Source organism: Bradyrhizobium murdochi (genome assembly GCF_000472965.1).
Taxonomy (GTDB): Bacteria; Pseudomonadota; Alphaproteobacteria; order Rhizobiales; family Xanthobacteraceae; genus Bradyrhizobium; species Bradyrhizobium murdochi.
Map to the genome: position 1 here is coordinate 70,688 of NZ_AXAU01000015.1, position 18,829 is coordinate 89,516.

General features: G+C 60.5%; 18 protein-coding genes and 1 pseudogene. 12 read left to right on the forward strand and 7 right to left on the reverse strand.

Annotation, left to right across the window (positions count from 1 at the left end):
- Positions 1 to 86 precede the first annotated feature (86 nt).
- The 5 genes from YUO_RS0125410 to YUO_RS0125430 all read left to right on the forward strand — a co-directional run bounded on the left by YUO_RS0125410 (position 87) and on the right by YUO_RS0125430 (position 5,503).
- Positions 87 to 605, forward strand: a complete 519-nt coding sequence (locus tag YUO_RS0125410) for a flavin reductase family protein (RefSeq protein ID WP_028349808.1) — start codon at positions 87 to 89, stop codon at positions 603 to 605.
- Between the two features lie 48 nt (positions 606 to 653).
- On the forward strand, positions 654 to 1,886 hold the full coding sequence (locus tag YUO_RS0125415; RefSeq protein WP_051379644.1) for an acyl-CoA dehydrogenase family protein: 1,233 nt from the start codon (positions 654 to 656) through the stop codon (positions 1,884 to 1,886).
- A 39-nt stretch (positions 1,887 to 1,925) separates the two neighbouring features.
- A complete protein-coding gene (locus YUO_RS41670; RefSeq protein ID WP_051379645.1) occupies positions 1,926 to 2,951 on the forward strand; it encodes an amidohydrolase family protein in 1,026 nt (341 codons plus the stop codon).
- Positions 2,952 to 2,994: 43 nt separating this feature from the next.
- On the forward strand, positions 2,995 to 4,371 hold the full coding sequence (locus tag YUO_RS41675; RefSeq protein ID WP_035727606.1) for an MFS transporter: 1,377 nt from the start codon (positions 2,995 to 2,997) through the stop codon (positions 4,369 to 4,371).
- Between the two features lie 64 nt (positions 4,372 to 4,435).
- Entirely contained in the window at positions 4,436 to 5,503 is a 1,068-nt protein-coding gene (locus YUO_RS0125430) for a maleylacetate reductase (RefSeq protein WP_035727608.1), read from the forward strand.
- 52 nt (positions 5,504 to 5,555) lie between these two features.
- On the opposite strand, the gene dusA is transcribed toward YUO_RS0125430, so the two are convergent.
- Positions 5,556 to 6,551: a tRNA dihydrouridine(20/20a) synthase DusA gene (gene dusA, locus YUO_RS0125435; protein ID WP_283806427.1), complete on the reverse strand. Its 996-nt coding sequence runs from the start codon at positions 6,549 to 6,551 to the stop codon at positions 5,556 to 5,558.
- 135 nt (positions 6,552 to 6,686) lie between these two features.
- Between dusA and YUO_RS41680 the strand changes: the two genes are divergently transcribed.
- Positions 6,687 to 7,811, forward strand: coding sequence for a site-specific integrase (locus tag YUO_RS41680; RefSeq protein WP_051379646.1), 1,125 nt, complete (start codon positions 6,687 to 6,689; stop codon positions 7,809 to 7,811).
- Between the two features lie 382 nt (positions 7,812 to 8,193).
- Here the strand turns inward: YUO_RS41680 and YUO_RS0125445 are convergent, their stop codons facing one another.
- Genes YUO_RS0125445 through YUO_RS0125455 form a run of 3 tightly spaced genes read right to left on the reverse strand, consistent with a single transcriptional unit; the run spans position 8,194 to position 11,426 of the window.
- The gene (locus YUO_RS0125445; protein WP_028349812.1) at positions 8,194 to 9,102 is read right to left on the reverse strand and encodes a TIR domain-containing protein; all 909 of its coding nucleotides are present in this window, start codon (positions 9,100 to 9,102) and stop codon (positions 8,194 to 8,196) included.
- Entirely contained in the window at positions 9,102 to 9,893 is a 792-nt protein-coding gene (locus YUO_RS41685; protein ID WP_051379647.1) for an E2 domain-containing protein, read from the reverse strand. Before YUO_RS41685 ends, YUO_RS0125445 begins: the two co-directional genes overlap by 1 nt.
- Complete coding sequence (locus tag YUO_RS0125455) at positions 9,894 to 11,426, reverse strand: nucleotidyl cyclase domain-containing protein (RefSeq protein ID WP_028349813.1); 1,533 nt, start codon at positions 11,424 to 11,426, stop codon at positions 9,894 to 9,896.
- 195 nt (positions 11,427 to 11,621) lie between these two features.
- Here YUO_RS0125455 and YUO_RS0125460 point away from each other — a divergent pair, with 195 nt between their 5' ends.
- The 4 genes and pseudogenes from YUO_RS0125460 (at position 11,622) to YUO_RS0125475 (ending at position 13,646) form a co-directional block, all read left to right on the forward strand.
- Complete coding sequence (locus YUO_RS0125460; RefSeq protein WP_028349814.1) at positions 11,622 to 11,942, forward strand: helix-turn-helix domain-containing protein; 321 nt, start codon at positions 11,622 to 11,624, stop codon at positions 11,940 to 11,942.
- A 2-nt stretch (positions 11,943 to 11,944) separates the two neighbouring features.
- A pseudogene (locus YUO_RS48975) lies at positions 11,945 to 12,250 on the forward strand (ImmA/IrrE family metallo-endopeptidase); the annotation flags it as partial.
- Between the two features lie 52 nt (positions 12,251 to 12,302).
- Complete coding sequence (locus tag YUO_RS47900) at positions 12,303 to 12,815, forward strand: ImmA/IrrE family metallo-endopeptidase (protein WP_051379648.1); 513 nt, start codon at positions 12,303 to 12,305, stop codon at positions 12,813 to 12,815.
- Positions 12,816 to 13,442: 627 nt separating this feature from the next.
- Positions 13,443 to 13,646 (forward strand): hypothetical protein, encoded by a 204-nt coding sequence (locus YUO_RS0125475; protein WP_156908766.1) that lies wholly within the window; start codon positions 13,443 to 13,445, stop codon positions 13,644 to 13,646.
- A 580-nt stretch (positions 13,647 to 14,226) separates the two neighbouring features.
- Here YUO_RS0125475 and YUO_RS0125485 read toward each other — a convergent pair.
- From YUO_RS0125485 to YUO_RS0125495, 3 genes are all read right to left on the reverse strand, one after another.
- On the reverse strand, positions 14,227 to 14,421 hold the full coding sequence (locus YUO_RS0125485; RefSeq protein ID WP_028349816.1) for a hypothetical protein: 195 nt from the start codon (positions 14,419 to 14,421) through the stop codon (positions 14,227 to 14,229).
- A 91-nt stretch (positions 14,422 to 14,512) separates the two neighbouring features.
- Positions 14,513 to 15,421, reverse strand: coding sequence for an anti-phage nucleotidyltransferase (locus YUO_RS0125490; protein ID WP_028349817.1), 909 nt, complete (start codon positions 15,419 to 15,421; stop codon positions 14,513 to 14,515).
- A gap of 10 nt (positions 15,422 to 15,431) precedes the next feature.
- A complete protein-coding gene (locus YUO_RS0125495; protein ID WP_028349818.1) occupies positions 15,432 to 16,364 on the reverse strand; it encodes an anti-phage phospholipase in 933 nt (310 codons plus the stop codon).
- A 782-nt stretch (positions 16,365 to 17,146) separates the two neighbouring features.
- Here YUO_RS0125495 and YUO_RS0125500 point away from each other — a divergent pair.
- A complete protein-coding gene (locus YUO_RS0125500; protein ID WP_028349819.1) occupies positions 17,147 to 18,346 on the forward strand; it encodes an ABC-three component system protein in 1,200 nt (399 codons plus the stop codon).
- Positions 18,336 to 18,827 (forward strand): three component ABC system middle component, encoded by a 492-nt coding sequence (locus tag YUO_RS47905; RefSeq protein ID WP_083754709.1) that lies wholly within the window; start codon positions 18,336 to 18,338, stop codon positions 18,825 to 18,827. Before YUO_RS0125500 ends, YUO_RS47905 begins: the two co-directional genes overlap by 11 nt.
- Positions 18,828 to 18,829 lie beyond the last annotated feature (2 nt).

The window sequence follows — 18,829 nt, forward strand, 5'->3', positions numbered from 1 at the left end:
TCGATTGACTTGTCATTTGCAAATGCAATTATTGTTCGCGAAAATTAAGCCGCCGATCAAGAGCGGATTGTTCAGTGGAGGAAACCATGTCGCTGGATTCGGCATCCGACGAATTGCGTGAAACGTTCAAGCGCGCGTTGCGGCGATTTCCGGCCGCCGTGTCGGTGATCACGTCTGCCGACCAGAACCGCCGCCACGGGATGACGGCGACCGCGGTGACGTCGCTGTCGCTTGATCCTCCCTCGCTGATCGTCTGCGTCAACCAACAAACGCTGCTGCACGACATCATGCTGCTGGCGCGCCGCTTCTGCGTGAACGTGCTGCGCCGCGATCAGGTTTCCCTTTCATCGGCGTTCAGCGGCGCGGTCCCCGCCGAGGAGCGGTTCGGGCTCGGCCAATGGATGACCTCGGCCGAGGGCGTCACCTATCTCGCTGACGCGCAGATCAACATCTTCTGCAAGAAGGCCGCCGCCGTGCCCTACGGCACGCATACGATTTTCATCGGCGAAGCTGAGACCGTGAACGTGCGCGATCCGATCGAGCCCCTGATCTACCAGGACGCGACCTACTGCTTCTCGGTGCCCCACGACAGCCAGGCTGCGTGATCCGCCCAGCCGCCGCCTTCCAGCCCATCGAAGATACGGAGCAAACCAATGGTATCAGTCGCCCAGTTGAAGGACGTGCCGGCGCCGCCGCCCCCTCGCCCCGACATCAGCGAGTTGCGGAGCCGCGTGGCGCAGATCGCGCCGCAGATCAAGGCGCGCGCCCACACCACGGAAAAGGCAGGCCGCGTGCCGGAAGAGAACATCACGGCGCTGCGCAACATCGGCTATTTCGACATCGTCAAGCCGGCGATGTTCGGCGGCTACGAGCACGATTTCGACGTGCTGGTCGAGCTGAACATCGAGCTCGCGAAAAGCTGCGCCTCGACGGCGTGGGTCGGCGGCCTGCTCGCCGCCCATCAATGGCTGATCGCGGGATTTCCGGAAGCCGCGCAGCGCGACGTCTGGGATGATAATCCGGACGCACTCGCTTGCGGCTCCTACGCACCGGCCGCCAAGGCGATCGAGGTCGAGGACGGCTATCGCCTCACCGGGCGCTGGTCGTTTGCGAGCGGCTGTGACAACGCGCAATGGTCGTTGTGCGCGGCGCTGTTGCCGTCGAAGACGGAAGCCGGCCAGTTTGCGCCGGCCTTCCTGCTGGTTCCGGCCACCGACTACGTCATCGACGATACCTGGAATGTCGTCGGCCTCAGCGGCACCGGCAGCAAGACGCTCGTACTGTCAGACGTGTTCGTGCCGGCGCACCGCCTGCTGTCGTTCGCCGACACCACATCCGGCAAGACGCCGGGCGCTGCGCTCTATGCCGCCAACCCCACCTTCTCGATTCCGATGCTCTCGAACATTCCTTCCTGCCTGGCGTCCACCGCAGTCGGCGCCGCCGCCGGCGCGCTGGAGGACTATCTTGCCGTTACCTCCAGGCGAATCACGCGCGGCGCGGTGGCGGGCCACAACAACCGCATGGCGGATTTCCCCACCATCCAGCTACGTGTTGCCGAAGCGGCCGCCTCCGTCGATGCGGCGCGTGAAGTGCTGCTGCGCGATCTCAGGGACCGTGCGGCGACGATCCGCGACGGCAGGCCGGTCTCGATCGAGGACCGCATCGTCAGCCGCCGCGGCCAGGCGTTTTCAGTTGCACTGGCCATCCGCGCCAGTGAGGCGCTGAACGCCTCGACCGGCGGGCTCGGCCTCGACCTTTCCAATCCGGTGCAGCGCGCCTGGCGCGATGCCAATGCCGTCGGCCGCCACATCAGCATGAACTGGGACGCCGTCGGCACCATGTACGGCCAGCTCGCGCTCGGGCTGACGCCCCAAGGTCAATACTAAGGGACAGTACTAACAACATCAGACATCAGCGAGGACGACATGCAGGGCAAGATCGCATTAGAGGAACATTTCGCCATCCCGGACACGCTGATGGACTCAGCGGGTTTCGTTCCGGACTCCTATTGGCCGGAGTTGAAGGACCGCCTGCTCGATATCCAGGACAAGCGGCTGGCGCAGATGGACCGCCACGGCGTCGAGATGATGATCCTGTCGTTGAACGCACCGGCGGTTCAGGCGATTCCCGACGTCGTCAGCGCCAACGAGATCGCGATCCGCGCCAATGATTTCCTCGCCGAACAAGTGGCAAAACGGCCGTCACGCTTTCAGGCCTTTGCCGCACTGCCGATGCAGGACCCCGATCTCGCGATCGCCGAACTCGAGCGCTGCATCAAGACGCTCGGCTTCCGCGGCGCGCTGGTCAACGGCTTCTCGCAAATCGGCGACGGCAAGCGGCCGGTCTATTACGACCTGCCGCAATACTGGCCATTCTGGGAAGCGGTCGAGCAGACCGGCCTGCCCTTCTACCTGCATCCGCGCAATCCTCTGCCGGAAGACTGCGCGATCTATGAAGGACATCCGTGGCTGATGGGCCCGACCTGGGCGTTCGGACAGGAGACCGCGGTCCATGCGTTGCGCCTGATGGGATCGGGATTGTTCGATGCCTATCCAAAACTGAAGATCATCCTCGGCCATATGGGTGAAGGCCTGCCCTACAGCATGTGGCGCGTCGATCATCGCAACGGCTGGGTCAAGGCGCCGCCAAAACATAAGGCGAAAAAGAAGATCTGCGACTATTTCAATGCCAACTTCTTCCTGACCACGTCGGGCAATTTCCGCACCCAAACGCTGATCGATTCCATTCTCGAAATCGGAGCCGACCGCATCCTGTTCTCGGTCGACTGGCCGTTCGAGAACGTGGACCACGCCTCCGACTGGTTCAACAGCGCCAGTATCAGCGAGAACGATCGCCTGAAGATCGGCCGGCGCAACGCCATCGACCTGTTCAAGCTCGATCTCGGTGACTTGGCCGTCGCCGAGCACGGCATTCACCAAGCCGCGGAATAAGCGGCCTCAAACGACATAATCACCATCTGGGAGGGAAACGGCCATGGCCGCGCAGGCAATCGACCTTCACGAAGAGCTCGCCGAAGCAAAGGTAGGGAAATTTCACTGGCGCCTCGGCGCCATCATGGGACTGCTAACGCTGTTTGACGGCTATGACACGTTCAACCCGGCTTACGTCATTCACTATGTCGCAAAGCCATGGGGCCTGCAGGCCGGCCAGGCGGGACTGTTGATCTCCAGCGGACTGGTTGGATTCCTGCTCGGGGCCGCCATCCATGGCATCATTGCCGATCGGCTCGGCCGCCGTGGCACCCTGCTCGGCGGCTTGTGGATCACCAGTATCTTTACACTGCTCACCGCGACCTCGGCGGACTCGTTCCTCTCCTTCTGCATCCTGCGGCTCCTGACCGGCATCGGCCTCGGCGTGTTGCTACCGCTCGCGACCACCTACATCAACGAGCTGGCGCCGCGGCGCGTGGCGAACACATTTGCGCTGTGGGGCGTCGCGCTTGGCTGGGCGCTCGGCGGCACCCTCGCCGGTGTCGCCGGCGTGTTTGCAACCCCGGTGTTCGGCTGGACGTCGCTGTACTGGATCGGCTCGCTGTCTTTCCTGCTCTTGCCGTTCATGCACATGATGTTACCGGAATCGCCAAAATTCCTCGCACTCCAGGGCCGCACCGATGAAATCCGCGACATGCTGACGAAGCTTCGGCCCGAGCGCGCCGGCGCCTACAAGTTGGCTGAAATTGCCATCGGACAAGCGGAGAAGCCGGTCAATTCGGTGGCAGTGCTGCTGCAGTCGAAATATCGACGGACCACATTTGCGATCTGGGCCTCGGCCTTCCTCAGCCTGTTCTGCATCTTCGGCCTTTCGGGATGGATTCCGACGGTGATGATGCAGCGTGGCGAAACCTTTGCCGCAAGCTTCGGCTTCGGCGCGCTGATGCAGATCATGTCGTTCGTCGGCGGCCTTGTGCTTGGCAACCTCGTCGATCGATCGGGCGGCAGCCGCGGGCTGATCGCGACCTGGTGGGCCTTTGGCGGCCTCGCCGTGTTGTCGCTCGTGGTACTGAACGTCCACATCGTCAACATCACCTCGGTCGCCGCCGCCGGCTTCTTCATTATCGGCGCGCAATTCGTGCTGAACAATTTCACTGCGGCTTCCTATGAGACCGGCGTGCGCGCCACCGCTGTCGGAATGGAGCTCGGGGTTGCCCGCGTCGGCGCCATCCTCGGCCCGTTCGTGGCTGGTGCGCTTCAGCAATATTACCAGAGCCCGACACCGATGTTCCTGTCGATCGGCGTCTCCGCGATTGCCGCCGGTGCGATCATCTTGCTGGCCAGGCGGCCGGCGAGCGTACCAGCAAGCAGACTTGAAGAGGCCGCCGGCTTGCGCAAGGTTGCACAGCCCGCCTCTTGAGCCGGAAGTCCGGCTCCAGGGCGGCCTGATCCTGGAGCCGGTCATTCGTCCGCAAGGAGCAACCATGCAAGACTTCACCTACCAGAGCGCGCCGATGCGGGTGGTGTTCGGCACCGGCACGCTGCGTCAATTGCCCGATGAATTGTCTCGCCTCGGCGTTACCCGCGCCCTCGTGCTGGCGACCCCGCGACAGAAAGATCTGGTCGCCGGCATCCGGGAGATGATCGACGAACGCTTGGCCGGCGTCTTCTCCGGAGCGGTCATGCATACGCCCGTCGAGGTGACGGAACGGGCGATGGAAGTCGTGCGCGAGAGCAAGGCCGATGGCGTCGTCGCGATCGGCGGCGGTTCGACCACCGGCCTCGGCAAGGCGATCGCCTTGCGCACCGATCTGCCGCAGATCGTGCTGCCGACAAGTTATGCCGGCTCGGAGATGACGCCGGTGGTCGGCCAGACCAGCGGCGGGATCAAGACCACGCAATCGAGCCCGAAGATCCTTCCCGAGATCGTGATCTACGACGTCGACCTCACCATGACGATGCCGGCAAAACTATCGGCGACATCGGGCGTCAACGCCATTGCGCACGCGGTCGAGGCGCTCTACGCGCGGGATCGCAACCCCATCATATCGCTGATGGCGCGGGAAGGCATCGGCACGCTAGCGCGGGCGCTGCCAAAAATCTGCGCTGAGCCAAGCAACAAGACGGCGCGCACCGACGCGCTCTATGGCGCCTGGCTCTGCGGCGTCTGCCTCGGCGCGGTCGGCATGGCGCTGCATCACAAGCTCTGCCACACGCTGGGCGGGCTATTCAATCTGCCGCATGCGGATACCCACACCGTCATTCTCCCGCACGCCCTCGCCTACAATGCGCCTGCCGCACCTGATGCAATGACACGCATCTCCACAGCGCTTGGCGTGAGCGACCCGGCGCTCGGCCTCCACGATCTGGCGCGAAAGCTTGCCGCGCCGCTGTCGCTGCGCGAGATCGGCATGCCCGAGAGCGGCATTGATCAGGCCGCCGACCTCGCCGTGAAGAACCCCTACTGGAATCCGCGCCCGATCGAGCGAGAAGCGATCCGCGGATTGATCGCGCGCGCCTGGCGCGGAGACGCTCCGCAAACCGCCGAATGATTCCCTGGACGACGCCCGTGGTCGACGTCTGGCATTCGGACAATGACGGCTATTACGCCGCGACGGGCTCCGCCGCGCGATCCTCGACCAGTGCGATCGCATCGCGCAGCACGTCAACGCCGGCGCCCGGCCTAGTGCCCTTCTCCGCGAGATGGCGGCGAAAGGCGCGCGCGCCGGGCACGCCGTGAAACGCGCCGACGAAGTGCCGCGTCATCGCATGCAGCTTTGCGCCTTGCGCCAACTGGTCTTCAATATAAGGCAACATCGCTTCGAAGACGTCCTTCATCGTCGCGTGAGGTGCCACCTCGCCGAACAATTCCGGATCGACATCGAGTAGGCGCCATGGCTCCTGATAGGCCGCCCGCCCCAGCATCACGCCGTCGACATGGTCGAGGTGCCGCTTCGCCTCGGCAATACTGCCGACGCCGCCATTGATGATAATCGGCACACCCGGCAGCGCGGCCTTGAGCCGGTAAACCCTATCGTAATCGAGCGGCGGGACGTCGCGGTTTTCCTTCGGCGACAACCCGTTGAGCCAGGCCTTCCGGGCATGCACGATCAGCGCGTCGGCGCCGGCCGCGACCACGCCGCGCGCCAGCACGTCGAGCGCCACTTCCGGGTCCTGGTCGTCGATGCCGATCCGGCATTTGACTGTAACCGGAATCTTGACCGCACGCTTCATGGCAGCCACGCCCTCGGCGACCAGCGCCGGCTCCGCCATCAGGCAAGCGCCGAAGCGGCCATCCTTCACGCGGTCGGACGGACAGCCGACATTGAGATTAACTTCGTCGTAGCCAAAATCCTCGCCGATCGTCGCGGCGGTCGCAAGATCATCCGGAACGGAACCACCGAGCTGCAGCGCCAGCGGATGCTCGCTTGGATCGAAGCCGAGCAGCCGCCTCCGGTCGCCATGAATGATGGCGCCCGTCGTCAGCATCTCCGTATAAAGCCGCGCGCGCCGGCTCATCAGACGGTGGAACACGCGGCAGTGCCGGTCAGTCCAATCCATCATCGGAGCCACAGAAAAGCGATAGTCTTGCGATTTCAATGATTTATCCTGTACCCTCAATAGGATGAAAGAGGAACGTGTGCACTTCAAACTAGCCGAAATTGCACACGTTTGTACCCGTTTTGACCTCTCGGTGCACACGTAGCGCACACGAATTGGGGAGTGCACACGGCTATGGCCAGCTTCACTCAGTTGCCCTCCGGGAACTGGCGCGTCCAGGTCCGCCGCAAGAACCGCTATGTGTCAGAGACCTTTCGCCGTCGCAAGGACGGCGAAGACTGGGCGCTCGATATGGAGCGCAATATCGACCGCAGTGGATCACCAAAGCCACGCGCTGCCGTACAGGCGCGTACATTCGGTGACATCATCGACCTTCATGTCGAGGATATGCATGAGGTAGGTCGCCCTCCCCGCCGTTCCAAGGCGGCCGTATTGGAAGCACTGAAGGAAGCCTTAGGCACAGTGAAGTTGGCCAAGCTCAATCGCGAGCGACTTATCGAATTTGGTCGCAAGCGGGCGAAGGAAGGTGCGGGCCCAGCCACGCTGGCGATCGATTTCTCCTTTATCAGAACTGTCGCCACACACGCTGCAGCCGTTCATGGCATTGAAGTCTCGGCCGAAGAGGTTCGCTTAGCGCGCTTTGCGATGAAGCATTTGGGCCTTGTCGGGAAATCGGAGGAACGAGATCGACGTCCAACTGAAGACGAGCTTGGCGAACTCATTGAATATTTCGAGACCAATCCTCGACAAGTCATTCCAATGGGTCGGATCGTTCGGTACGCAGTCGCGACAACGATGCGACAAGAGGAAATTTGCCGACCCGACTGGCCGGACGTGGACATGAAAACGCGGGTTCTGATCATCCGTGACCGCAAAGATCCCCGGGCGAAGGATGGCAACGATCAGAAAGTCCCCCTTCTCAATCTGACCGGCTACGATGCGTGGGAAATCATGCTCCAGCAGCGGATCATCACGAGAGGTTGGGGTCGCGTGTTTCCGTATAATCACCGCTCAGTAAGCGCTGCTTTCACGCGAGCCTGCGATGAGTTGAAGATCGAGGATTTGCATTTTCATGACCTGCGACACGAGGGGACTAGTCGTCTTTTTGAAGCAGGGCTCACGATCGAGAAGGTCGCGCTGGTAACCGGCCATAAGGATTGGCGGACGCTGCGGCGTTACACCAAGCTGAAGCCGGAAGAACTCCACAAGCTACAAACGGCGCCGCAACCCTCTTTGGAGGAGTTCATCCAAACGCTCACGAGAAACGAGCTTGCAACGGGAGTGCGACAACAGGTGTAAAGACGCGGGCTGCGAGTTGCGGCTTTACGGCGCGCTCGGAGGCGGTCGCATTTGCTGTGTTTTTCAATCGCTTGCCGGGATGGACAAAGAAATAAGGTGAATTTCCGACCTATTTGTCGCTTTAGGCTCTCGGCCCAACCACGCCTGCGCTCGCCAGAACAGGCGCAAGGCATCCCCAAGGACCGCTGCGAAGCTCGCATTCAGATTGGAAGGCTGTGGCGCTGAAGCAAAGCGTCCTTCCCGCTTCGCCTCGTACGGAGCATTTAACGATGGAGGTCGGCCAACCGATAGATGGCGTCACAGTGGATCTGGGCCGCCAAGTTCGAGACCGGAATCCGGCTGGGTCGAACGCGCGCCCTCGCCCAGCCGCCTCCGCTAGCCGTCAGACGTTTCGTCCGAGCCGCATGATGTGCTCGCGCAATTCGTTGCAGGCCGGCGCCATGCTGGGCGCCGGCTCCTTCGGATCGAAGCGATAGCTTATCGTCGTGACGCCGGCGAGGTCGCTCGGCAATTTCACGCGGGTCGCCCGAGGCTCCATAAGGATCGCGCGGCTTCGGCCTAGCCGTCCCATGAAGAACCCGAGCTCGAACACGACGTTGTCGCGCGGCGTCGGCCAGTCCTCGTCTCGCACTTCTGTCCGATCGTCGGGATGCGCGATGGCTACGGCGAAGTCGGAGCGGTCGAGTTCGTTCTCCAAGGATTCGAGGGTGTAGTTAGTGACCCGGAAGACGCCGTCAGCCCAGACGACGGTTGCGAACGGATCGTGGGCGAAAGCATTCTGGATGGTCCGGGCGACCGGCAGCGCCTCGGCTGAGGAGATGACGAAGACGCGGATCTTCTCGTTGGGCTCCCGAATGAACACGTTCCGTTGCTCCAGGCGCCTCGCGACTTCCTGAGCGACGCGACGCCAGATTTCCGGGAACTTGGTCGCGATCTCGGAGAATTTCGGCTCCTCGATCTTCAGGACCACGGCGTCCTCGTCGCAGATGACCGTTGCCGAGCGCTTCTGAATCGGCGACACCGTCGCCATCTCGCCGATCGAGTCCCCACTGAAGCGACGCGCGACTTGCTTACCGTTGACCAGGACGCGAAATGCGCCGGCGACGACGAGGAAGATGTCGTTGTCGGTGCCGTTCTGCTCGACAAGCGTATGGTCCTTGACCACGGCGTCGAGGACGCCGGTGTCGGCCAACGCCTCGGCGGCGCCGGCGATCCCGACCACAATCTTCTGCTTGCGGAGCTCCTCGATCAGGAGGGCGCGTCCCCGGTCGCCGTGAAACCTATTGATCATCACGCGGTCTCCTTCCGCAGCGGACAATAGTCCATGGTTCCGCAGCACTCGATACCCAGCGCGGTGTAGGCTGCATAGAATTCCTCCTCCGCCCGTTTCCAGCCATGTAAGGCGAGAGTGAGGTTGGTGAGCGCAGCTTGGTGATCGCCGCAGGCGCAGGCCGGAAGGCCGAGACGTGCTGCATCATCGCATTTGCAGCGCGCCCGTTTGGTCATCAGGCGGGAATCTCGTTCCGAAACCGTGACCAGACGTACGCCGTCGCGCAAAAGACGTATCCGCGGCTGGCCCGCGACCGACTTGCGCCGTGTGCTCAGACGCATCAGCTGCTTTCTGAATCGGGGTCCGAGCTCGGAGGCGGCGCGCTCTGCCACCACTTGGTGTCTGGCTGCACGCATGCCGTGAGCTCTGGCTTCGGCCTGGGCCGGCCACTGCCGACGCGCCGCGGCGACCCGCTGCCTGCGCAAGAACACGAGGAGCTTGCCGAACCAGAGCGAAGCGGATTTCGCATCCGTGACGGAAAGGGGTTCGGCTTCCTCCCAGTACAGGCAGAATGTGCCGTCGCAGTTGATGTGCCGTTCGGGGCAGCAAGCCGGCAACAGCGTCGGCTCGACCTCGCGGACCACGGCGGCATCCCCGACTTCGTCGATGCGCAGCCTGTACGTCGGCCCAGGCGCCCCGGAGACGGCCGGCGGAGCCACATCGAGGATGGCGTGATCGCGCTCGAGTACAATCGGCTGCGCATGGTGCGCAGCCGATACGCCGCTGATGATTTCAAGTGGGCTCGGCGGCATTCACGGCGTTTCGCTGAAGGGCCGGAACGGCTGTTCGACCGCCTTGGCCATTGCGGGAGCCGCCACCGCGTAGGCCGCGATCGCGGCGTCCTTCGCGACCTTGTCGCCCTCCGCTTCGAGCGAGTCCACGGCTGTGTCGTAGTCGAGGCCGGAGAGCTTGCGCGTCTTGCCGAACAGCTTCCTGACCGCATCGGTGCCGGCGTCATATGCGGCCTGTCCGATCGCCGTCTCGACGCCGTTGCACCGGCACTGCTCGTCTTCCGAGGCAAGAACGCCGCGGCTGACCGAGCAACGCACGCGGTCGCCTTGCATGCCGAGACGGGTCACGGTCATCGGGCCGAATTCGTAACCGATCGCCAGGCCCAGACCGGCGACGCCAACCTTGTTCGCCTTCAGCCGCTCGAGGGCGAGATCGAAGCTGCTCCTCAGAGCGCCGGCGCACAGCGTCGCCGTCGAGATGGTCTCCTGGTCGTAGGTCGTATGAGCCGTCCCCTCCATCAGAAGGGCGTGGATGCAATCGCCGACGAAGCGGATTCTGCGGCCGCCGAAGTCGGACGAGACGACCCGATCGAGCTCCGAGCGGATGACCTGGAAGCAGCGCACTACGTCGGCCGCCTTCTTGTCGATGTTGTCGGCGACGTACTTGGTGAACCCGTCGATATCGGCGTAGACCGACATTGCCTTCATCCGCTTGGAATTGCCAGGCGTGAGGACCGAGATGTTCAAGCTGCGCAGCGGCGGAGTCGGACGCGAGAAGTCGAACGAGCCGATCGGGTTGTCCTTGTTGTCCTGACGCCATTCCTTGACTATCGTGTCCTTGCCGACCTCGAGCTTGGCAACATCCTGACAATAGGCGATCTGGTCCGCCGTGAGCGGCGTCGTTCCCTCCTTGCCTTCTTCGGTCTGTTCGATGCCCGCCGCCTTGCGGGCTCCGTTCGTGAGATAGATGCCCTCGGCGCGCCAGTTGGACGCCAGCTTGGCGGCGAGGTTGGCCGCCGACCCGAGGAACAGCGGCTCGCGGTTACCGTTGCGCCCGTTGTTGACGGCCAGCGTCAAACCGCTGTCGATGCCGATCCTGACCTTCGCGTTGGGGATGTCCTCATCGTCGTCTCCGGTATCTGCGAGCACGTCGATGATGAGCTTGCCGATCGCGACCGCCCGACAGACCCGCTTCTTCTCTTCTTCGGTCCCATAGGGCTTCGCGACCAGGGAATGAAGACGCTGGTTGTGAAAGTCCACCCGGCGCGCGTCGCAGCGGGACAGGATCCTATGGACCGCGCGTTGATGGAGGTTGAGGAAGCGCAGCGTCCGCCTATGGCTGCGCTCGCCCTCCTTCTCGGTCGTGGCGAGGATGTCGGCCATGTTGAGGATATCGGCATACAGATGGGCGCCATCGACGCGATAGGCCTTGTTGGTCGGGATCGACTCCAGCGACATATCTCGCTTGTAGTCGACGATCTCAACTGTCTTGACCTCCTCGAAGCGCTTGTCGATCGCTTCCTTCGCGCGGTCGTATTTCCAGGAATTGCCCACGAGAAAACTCCAGCTTGTCGGCACTCGGTGCTGACCGCTATGCCGGGTTAGGCCAGCCAAAGAGCGGCCCTAGCCGACTCCGGCACGAAAACGTTCGGTATATCGAACACGATTGGTGTTCGCTTGTCAACTACGATCTCGTACGGTATATCGAACTCGATCTAACTAATTGCCCTGGCTGGAGAATTACTGGACATGCCCGTTTCGCTCCGCGACAAGCTGAAGGAATTGCGCAAAAAGAAGGGGTACTCGCTGGACGAACTCGCCCGGCTCAGCGGCGCCAGCAAAAGCTACCTGTGGGAGCTCGAGAACCGCAGCGAGCGCAAGCCATCCGCCGAGAAGCTCATCGATATTGCGAGGGTACTCGATACAACCACCGACTATCTCGTCGACGACAACGCGGGCTTCGACGACCAGCAGGTCAAGGAGGCATTCTTCCGCAAGTTCAACAATCTCGACGATGACACCAAGGGGCGGGTGATGGACATGATCGAGACCTGGAGCCGGAAGAAATGAAGATGCCGAAGACGTGGGAGGGTTGGGCCTCCCGGGTTTCGCTCTATGTCCGCGAAGGAAAGAAGCTGCTGGGCGAGCCTCGTTTTCCCATCAGGATCGCCGAGATCGCGCAGGACTATTCCCGGAACGTTTTTCCGGCGGATCCTATCGTGCACGTCGAAGGCAGAAACTTCGCGGGGAAGTTCGAGGGTGCCCTCGTCCCCAACGAAAGCAGGCAGTGGGCGATCTTCTACGACTCCGGTCATTCATCCAAAGGGCGCATCAACTTCACGATGGCTCACGAGCTGGGTCATTATCTCGCGCATCGCCACCTCTCCGGCCAACCTTTCTACTGCTCTAGGCGCGACATGTGGACGTGGAATGGAGGCGGAGGCGAACAGCTTTGCCGCCTTCGTCCTCATGCCTCCCGACGACTTCCGCGAACAAACACGCGATTTCATCAAGCCGACATTGGCTCAATTCGAAGTGCTGCGGGACCGCTACGAGGTTTCGCTCACCGCAGTCGTTCTAAACTGGCTGAAAAGGACGAAGCGTCGGGCCATGCTGGTGGTCAGCAAAGAAGGCTTCATCGACTGGTCTTGGGGGAGTGACCCGCTGTTCGCGTCGGGTGTGTTCTTCAAGGCCAAGCAGATAACGACGCCGGTGCCGGAGCGCTCTCTCGCGGCACTCGGTGTCGGCGCAGGCGTAGCAGAGATTCAGCATCCGCCAGGCGTATGGAATCCGCGCGAGTCTGTCCTCGAGTCTGTGGTTTTCTCCGAATACCACGACATGACCTTGTCGCTGCTCATCTTCCCTCCCCACGGTCCTGCGATCGGGTTGTCAGGCTCGGAAGAAGACCAGCTCGTGGACACTTTCGACGCTTTCCGCGGGTGATCGAGCGCACCGCCATTGTGTCATTCAGTCGGCCGCCATGACCTGGAAGTTTCGGAGAAAAGAGCGCGAAAAGACCCATTGCTCGCAAATGGCTGAACCTAGCTCTCGCTTCCTTCAGCCTTCGCCAACTCGTCAATCCATTGAGTGACCCAATCGTGATCCAAGCGCGCCAGAGACACTTGTCCCTCCACGAGGATCATCCAATCCATTGATATATTGGAAGATCGGTGGACGCACCAGGGCTCGAACCTGGACCCTCTGATTAGGAGTCAGATATCTTTTTACGCCACACCCTGCACTCAAAATCGCGGAAACGCTTGCGCTGCAGTGGTTTTCGTATACATAGCGCGTTGAGGCTATCACACGCACCACGCCAATTGCAGGGTGCCAAATCGGTGCCACGATGCAGAAGCATCAAGCGTTGACCGACATCACCCTTCCCTAACGCACATGTCATCGAGTCTCACCGCTTTGCGATCTATCTTCCTGACCGCAATGCCCAGGCCGAATTCATCGTCGATATCGAACTTTGGGTCCGCGAAGCCGCGTATGTACTCACAACCATAACCGGAGGGGGCAGCCCGCTTGGCACCCGCTACAGGTATGTGGCAGAACACGGACACGGGCGTGCTGATCGAAGAGACAACTCATATCGTTTACACGATCATTGAGCCGCCCGCTTTTGCCATGGATATCCAGCTGGTGCGAGACTTCATCTTCCGCTTCGTCAAAGAGATCAAACACCAAAGCGTCGCAGTCGAGCTTCTCGGAAAGGTATATTTCATCAGCGACTTCGAGCCGAAGCCGCCAAAGCTATCCGTCGTCGCTTGACGCTGGTCCGCTTTGGCGGGCCTTTTCTTTCGTGCGGTGCATTGGGCAGGAAGATCCCCGAAAGCATGAGCCTACCATGACGCTGATGCTACACAGCGGCGCTAAGGCCGTGTCTTACGACGAGCTCCGTCCCCGAGCCGACCGCCTCCCACGTCCCCGTCCCCGCTTCATGCTCGACCTCCACCAACGAGATCGCCGAGGAGCATCACGCCGTCACGCCCGACGGCGCTAGGTACTTCGGCATCATGTGCCTGCGCTCCCCGCACGGCGACTACACGGACATGCTCGGGCTGCCCAACAGCCACGACAAGTCCCTGCCGATCGGCATCGCGTGAAGAAGGCGGTCAAGAAGGTCGGCAACAGCCGCAAGAGGCTACGGAAATCATTACTGGGTCGCTGACCAGCCATCGAGCAGAAATCCGTCCCACAACACAACGCCGGGCGTATCTCATGGAGCGGCGTGCGCCCGGTGGTTCGCCGCCCATTCGGGCCGCCATTCGAACGTGGTGCCGGTTGAGGCCGTCGTGCACTAGGCGCGGCTTGTCCGGATCGAACGAGGCCATAGAGTTCACTGGACGGTTTACGCCTCGGAAGCCATGCGCTCCGCAAGCTCCTTCTCGTTCCAGACACGGCCAGAGGGCTCCCGCAGTTCGATCACACGGCGTCCCTCAGTGACCGCCTTTCGCCCGCTTGCCAAAGCTTCCCGCAAGGTCATCCAACCCGAGTGGTCGGGCGAGACCTGGGTCTTGTCCTGAATCGCTATCCAAAAGAACATTAGTTACTCCGGTCGTTACTCTCCCTCATATAGTGGTTAGTTCGCCAGCCAGAAGCCCTAAAATGTGCCGTCCTGCTAACGCAACGACCCGTTAGAATGGCCACCCCTGCCAAAGCCGTCGGACGCCTTCCAAGAAGTCGATATAGCCTTGTACGCTCCACGACGTGTGCGTGTTGTCGCGAACGAGCGGATGAATGCCGTTGGCGCACGTCAAATCAGCATGACTATTACAGTTATTGATCCATCCCCAGCAGTTCTCGACGGTAGCTTGGCGGCTCCTGACAAATTGGTTTGCAGGAACGTTATACAGCATTCCCTCGATAAAATAGGACGGTGCGGAGCCGCTCTTCAACTTGCCGTCCCGGATTAGACGATTGCGCATGTTTTTGAATATGCGCACCGTCGGCTTTAGCCGCTCCTCGGTGTTTTGATGCTTCCACGTCATGTTTTCGGAATGCTGCTTCGGGTAATTGATGATGCTGGTTCCGTCGGTAGTGATGAACATAACCCCGTCAACGCATTGCTTGTCCTGCTCGCTGTAGTAGCGCGTATACTTCCTATGCGGCGCGACAAGCAGGATGTCGGAGCTGCGGCGGTTGTCGGTTGCCTTCAAACGCAGCGCCTTCTTTCCAGATGTGTCGAGGTCGGTCTTATACTGGTCGTACAGCCATTTGATCGCGTCATCCCGGAAGTTTGCCAACTGGTATTTAGAATCCGTCGGGTGCACGGTCCTGAACGCGGTCTTCTCCCCTTCGGACAGGGAATCGAGGTTGTAGTGGAAAAATGCCTTAGTCCGCAGAACAATATCGACGTCGCTATCGGCTCCGTACACGTTCGTGTCGTTTCCGTAAGATCCCTGCAGAAATGAGTCTATCCGCCGGGACGCGTAGGGAGCATTGCTGCTCTCTATCACGCCCTTGATGGACTGGTATGTGGCGGCGGATTGCGCCGCCGCCCCGATATGGGTCCAAGTTTCGAGCTGATTTTCGGGAATCGCCACGCCGCCCTCCTCAAAACAATTTCTTCAATGCGGGTTCGTACTCGCGGAAAGACTCGCGGCCCCGCTGGTAGAGCTGGTCCAGCTTGTCGAGGTCCGCTTCGAAAAGGTCGGCCGCCATTCTCGGCTCGGTGTACTTATTGCTGATGCGCACCGTCGCGATGTCCTTGAACAGGACGTGCAAAAGCTGGTCCATCGACTTCGTGTTGATCTCGAGAACCCGCTGCAAGAGGCGGACTGTGAACAGGTAGCCGAACCAATGGGAAAGCGTCAGGTAGCGCTTCGGCGTTGGGTATTCGCCCACTCCTACGCTCACGACACGGATGTGCTCGCGCGGCACCTTGAACGCCTCGGTAGCGTCAGCGATCGCATATAGGGTGGGGTTGTTCGCGCAGAAGCCGCCGTCGGCCGTCAGTATCTTCTGCTTGTCGCCGGTAACGATGAGCTTCCGGCGGAAGAACGGGTAGGCCGAGCATGAGGCTTGTACCGCGTCGCCTATAGTGCAGCCGAACCCGGGAACGAAGTTGCCGTGATCTCCGTGCGCCTGGGCAACCGAGGTCTTGAAGATAATCGGCGTCTCAAAATTCCACCGCGTCGCGACGATGCCAATATTCGTCTGAACGGCAGTGAAATCCCTGTTCCCGAAAACCTCAGCGGCAAGTTCGCGCAATGCTTGCGATTTGGTCCACGGAAACCACTTTCCCATCACCTTCACGACATGGTCGCGGTAGAGCTGGTGGACTTCATCGATAGGGCAGCCCAAACAGACGAGCGCCGCGATTATCGACCCGGTGCTAGTGCCGAAGACGAGGTCGAAATGCCTATGCAGAGGGGCGCCAAGCAGGCCCTCAAGTCCTTTTAGCACACCGATGGTGTAGAAGCCTTTAGCGCCCCCGCCGTCTAGGCTAAGGATGCGACAAGGTCTGGCCGCAGAAAACTCGGCCATTCTGGCCCCCGAAGTTTGCGCGTTTCTTTACTTGGGGTTCCAAGGGGTTCCCTACAACCCTCGCTGCTCGTCAGCGACAGTTTCCACCAGAAAATTCAGGCTGCCGAAACCGATGTATGGAGGTGCCAAATCGGTGCCACGGGCAAAGCCCGGCCGGCTTCAAACCCTTGCAAGTATTTGAAAGGACTGTTGGGCGCACCAGGGCTCGAACCTGGGACCCGCTGAATAAGCGGCGTGTGATTTACAAGGAAAATCAATAGCCATTCCGACAAATGGGACGATAGAACTGCATTGAGGCCGCAAGGGCGTTTCTCTTTGTCGGAATGATGGGTTTCGACTGGCGAGAACGATGAGCCAGCTCCTGTTCGGGAAAAGAGGACTGCGAATTGTCGGGGCCTTTTTCTATCGGAAAAGACCCTAGCTCCCGAGCTGAAGTCTCGGAAGTCGGTCAAAAGCTCCAGCTCCTACGCACTCCATCGCCAACTCAGACCGGCTAGGTTCAAATCCCCGACCGGCAATCATCTTTACTTGCTCTTCAGCGCAGCGGCTTAACACCTCGAAAAATAGAACAAAGTCAAATACATCAGGGTCACCTCTTGATACAGGTTCCCGCGCACCCACGCTGAACTTGTTCGCGTGGTGCCTGTCCTCACGCGGCGGAGAACCGATTCATTCGTTCTCGGAATGTTCCGCCGTCGGTGCCAACGCACTTCCGACTTGGGGATTGGTTTACTCAGACGATAGGCAAACCACTTCCACAACTGTATGTTTTGCATGTTTTAATGACCAATTGCGCCGGCCGGAAGGTCTTGGATTCGAGCCACGATAATACCGTCGCTGCACAGGCCGCAGGCTACATCCTGCAGCTCGATCGTGCATTACACCACTTGGCGCTCGCGGCGAGCAGCGATCTTGCTGTTGCAGTAGAACACGTCGACGACGTCGTCACCATGCGCGACGGCAAGGTCGTCCTGGTCGAGCAGGACAAGAGCTCTTCTCAGCCGACCGCTCAGTTGTTAGCCAATCGAAGCCGAGCTTTTTGGCGTACACTACAGATTTGGCTTCGCCATCGAGAAGGTCCAGACGGTCATTTTGTCAAGCGCCGGCTGTTCTTCGTCAATCAATGGGTGTCGTCTCCGATCGCGCTTCTGCTCAAGAAGCAAGCCAAGCGAGAGATCGAAGCCACCGAAGTCGTCAAAGTGATGCGGGATGTCGGAGCAAAACGCAGCAGGTCAAAAGCACAGGCTCTGATTGACGACGTGCTATCCAGGAGTGACGAAGACCTAGCCGCGCTTGTCGAAACGATTGAGATCGTCGAGGCTGAAGATCCCGCGAGCGAGAGAGCGAATCTAGCAAACGGGCTCGGTCTGAATCCTCGAGCCGATGCAGATGACATCTTGAACGGACTTCTAGGATGGCTGACGACAAAGCTCCGGACCGAATGGTCTGAGGGGCGCCCGGGTGTGATTACACGCAAGGAGGTCCTTACTCAGAGCTACGCGCTACAGGAAAAGCAAGCCAAGAGACGATTCCTCCCTCGTCCATCCGCTGAGATCCTCATCAGCGAGGAGGACCGTGAGGGCGCACTCGCGCGAAATTTCGTCGAACATCTCGGACGGATCAGCGCTGAAAACGAAGACGTCGTTCAAGCCGTCGATCATTTCCTCAAGTTCAGCATCGAGAAGCACCGTCTTGTTCGTGCCGGAGACGTGCCCGTCGCCGAGTGGGGCAACCGCTCAAATCGGCTTAGGGAGCGTTGGGGTAACGTAATGCGCCGAAAAAGACGAGAGCTCGCAGGATCCGAAAACGCTACCATTGGCCAGGCAGTGCTCGCGGACACTACTTATGAGCACCGTGAAAGTCTCGATGGCCAAATGTGCGACGAGCTCTACATGACGTCCGGGCACTATCATCGTCTCGCGGAGGAAGATGAGGTTTGGTGGGATCCGAACTTTTCTAGGGAGGCACAGCATGAGAGATGACCACGAGGAGCTTCTTGCACGCAATCCTGCTCTCCTCAGCCGATGTTTCTGGCATCTGGCCCGAAAGTACGGAGAAACGGCGGGAGGACAAGCTCCGAGTCTGCCAATATTTCTTGTAGGTGCGGGCCTTCTCTTTCACAGAGATACTCTCGACAAAGTACACCGCATGAACTTTGATAGTCGGTTTCTCAAGGTAGTCGCCGAAAGGCCTGATTTGCTGGGTGGCCTGCAGTCAAGGGTAGAAGGGGCATTTGGCGCGTCACTCTTAGCGCTGCAGCTCGGTGTTGCGTCAGAGCTCCTCCAGCGCGACGGTGGAAGAGGCTTTCCCACGTTTCGAGCGTTGGGTGGGGCAGATTTGCCGGTCTCTCTGCGAGAGCCCTCCGGCTCAGGAGAAATGATCGCCGCAGCCAAAAGGCTCGGCGCATGGTTTGCGCTGGACCCCTTCGAGGTGATTCAACGTCAACTCGTTATAGAGTTTTAAGT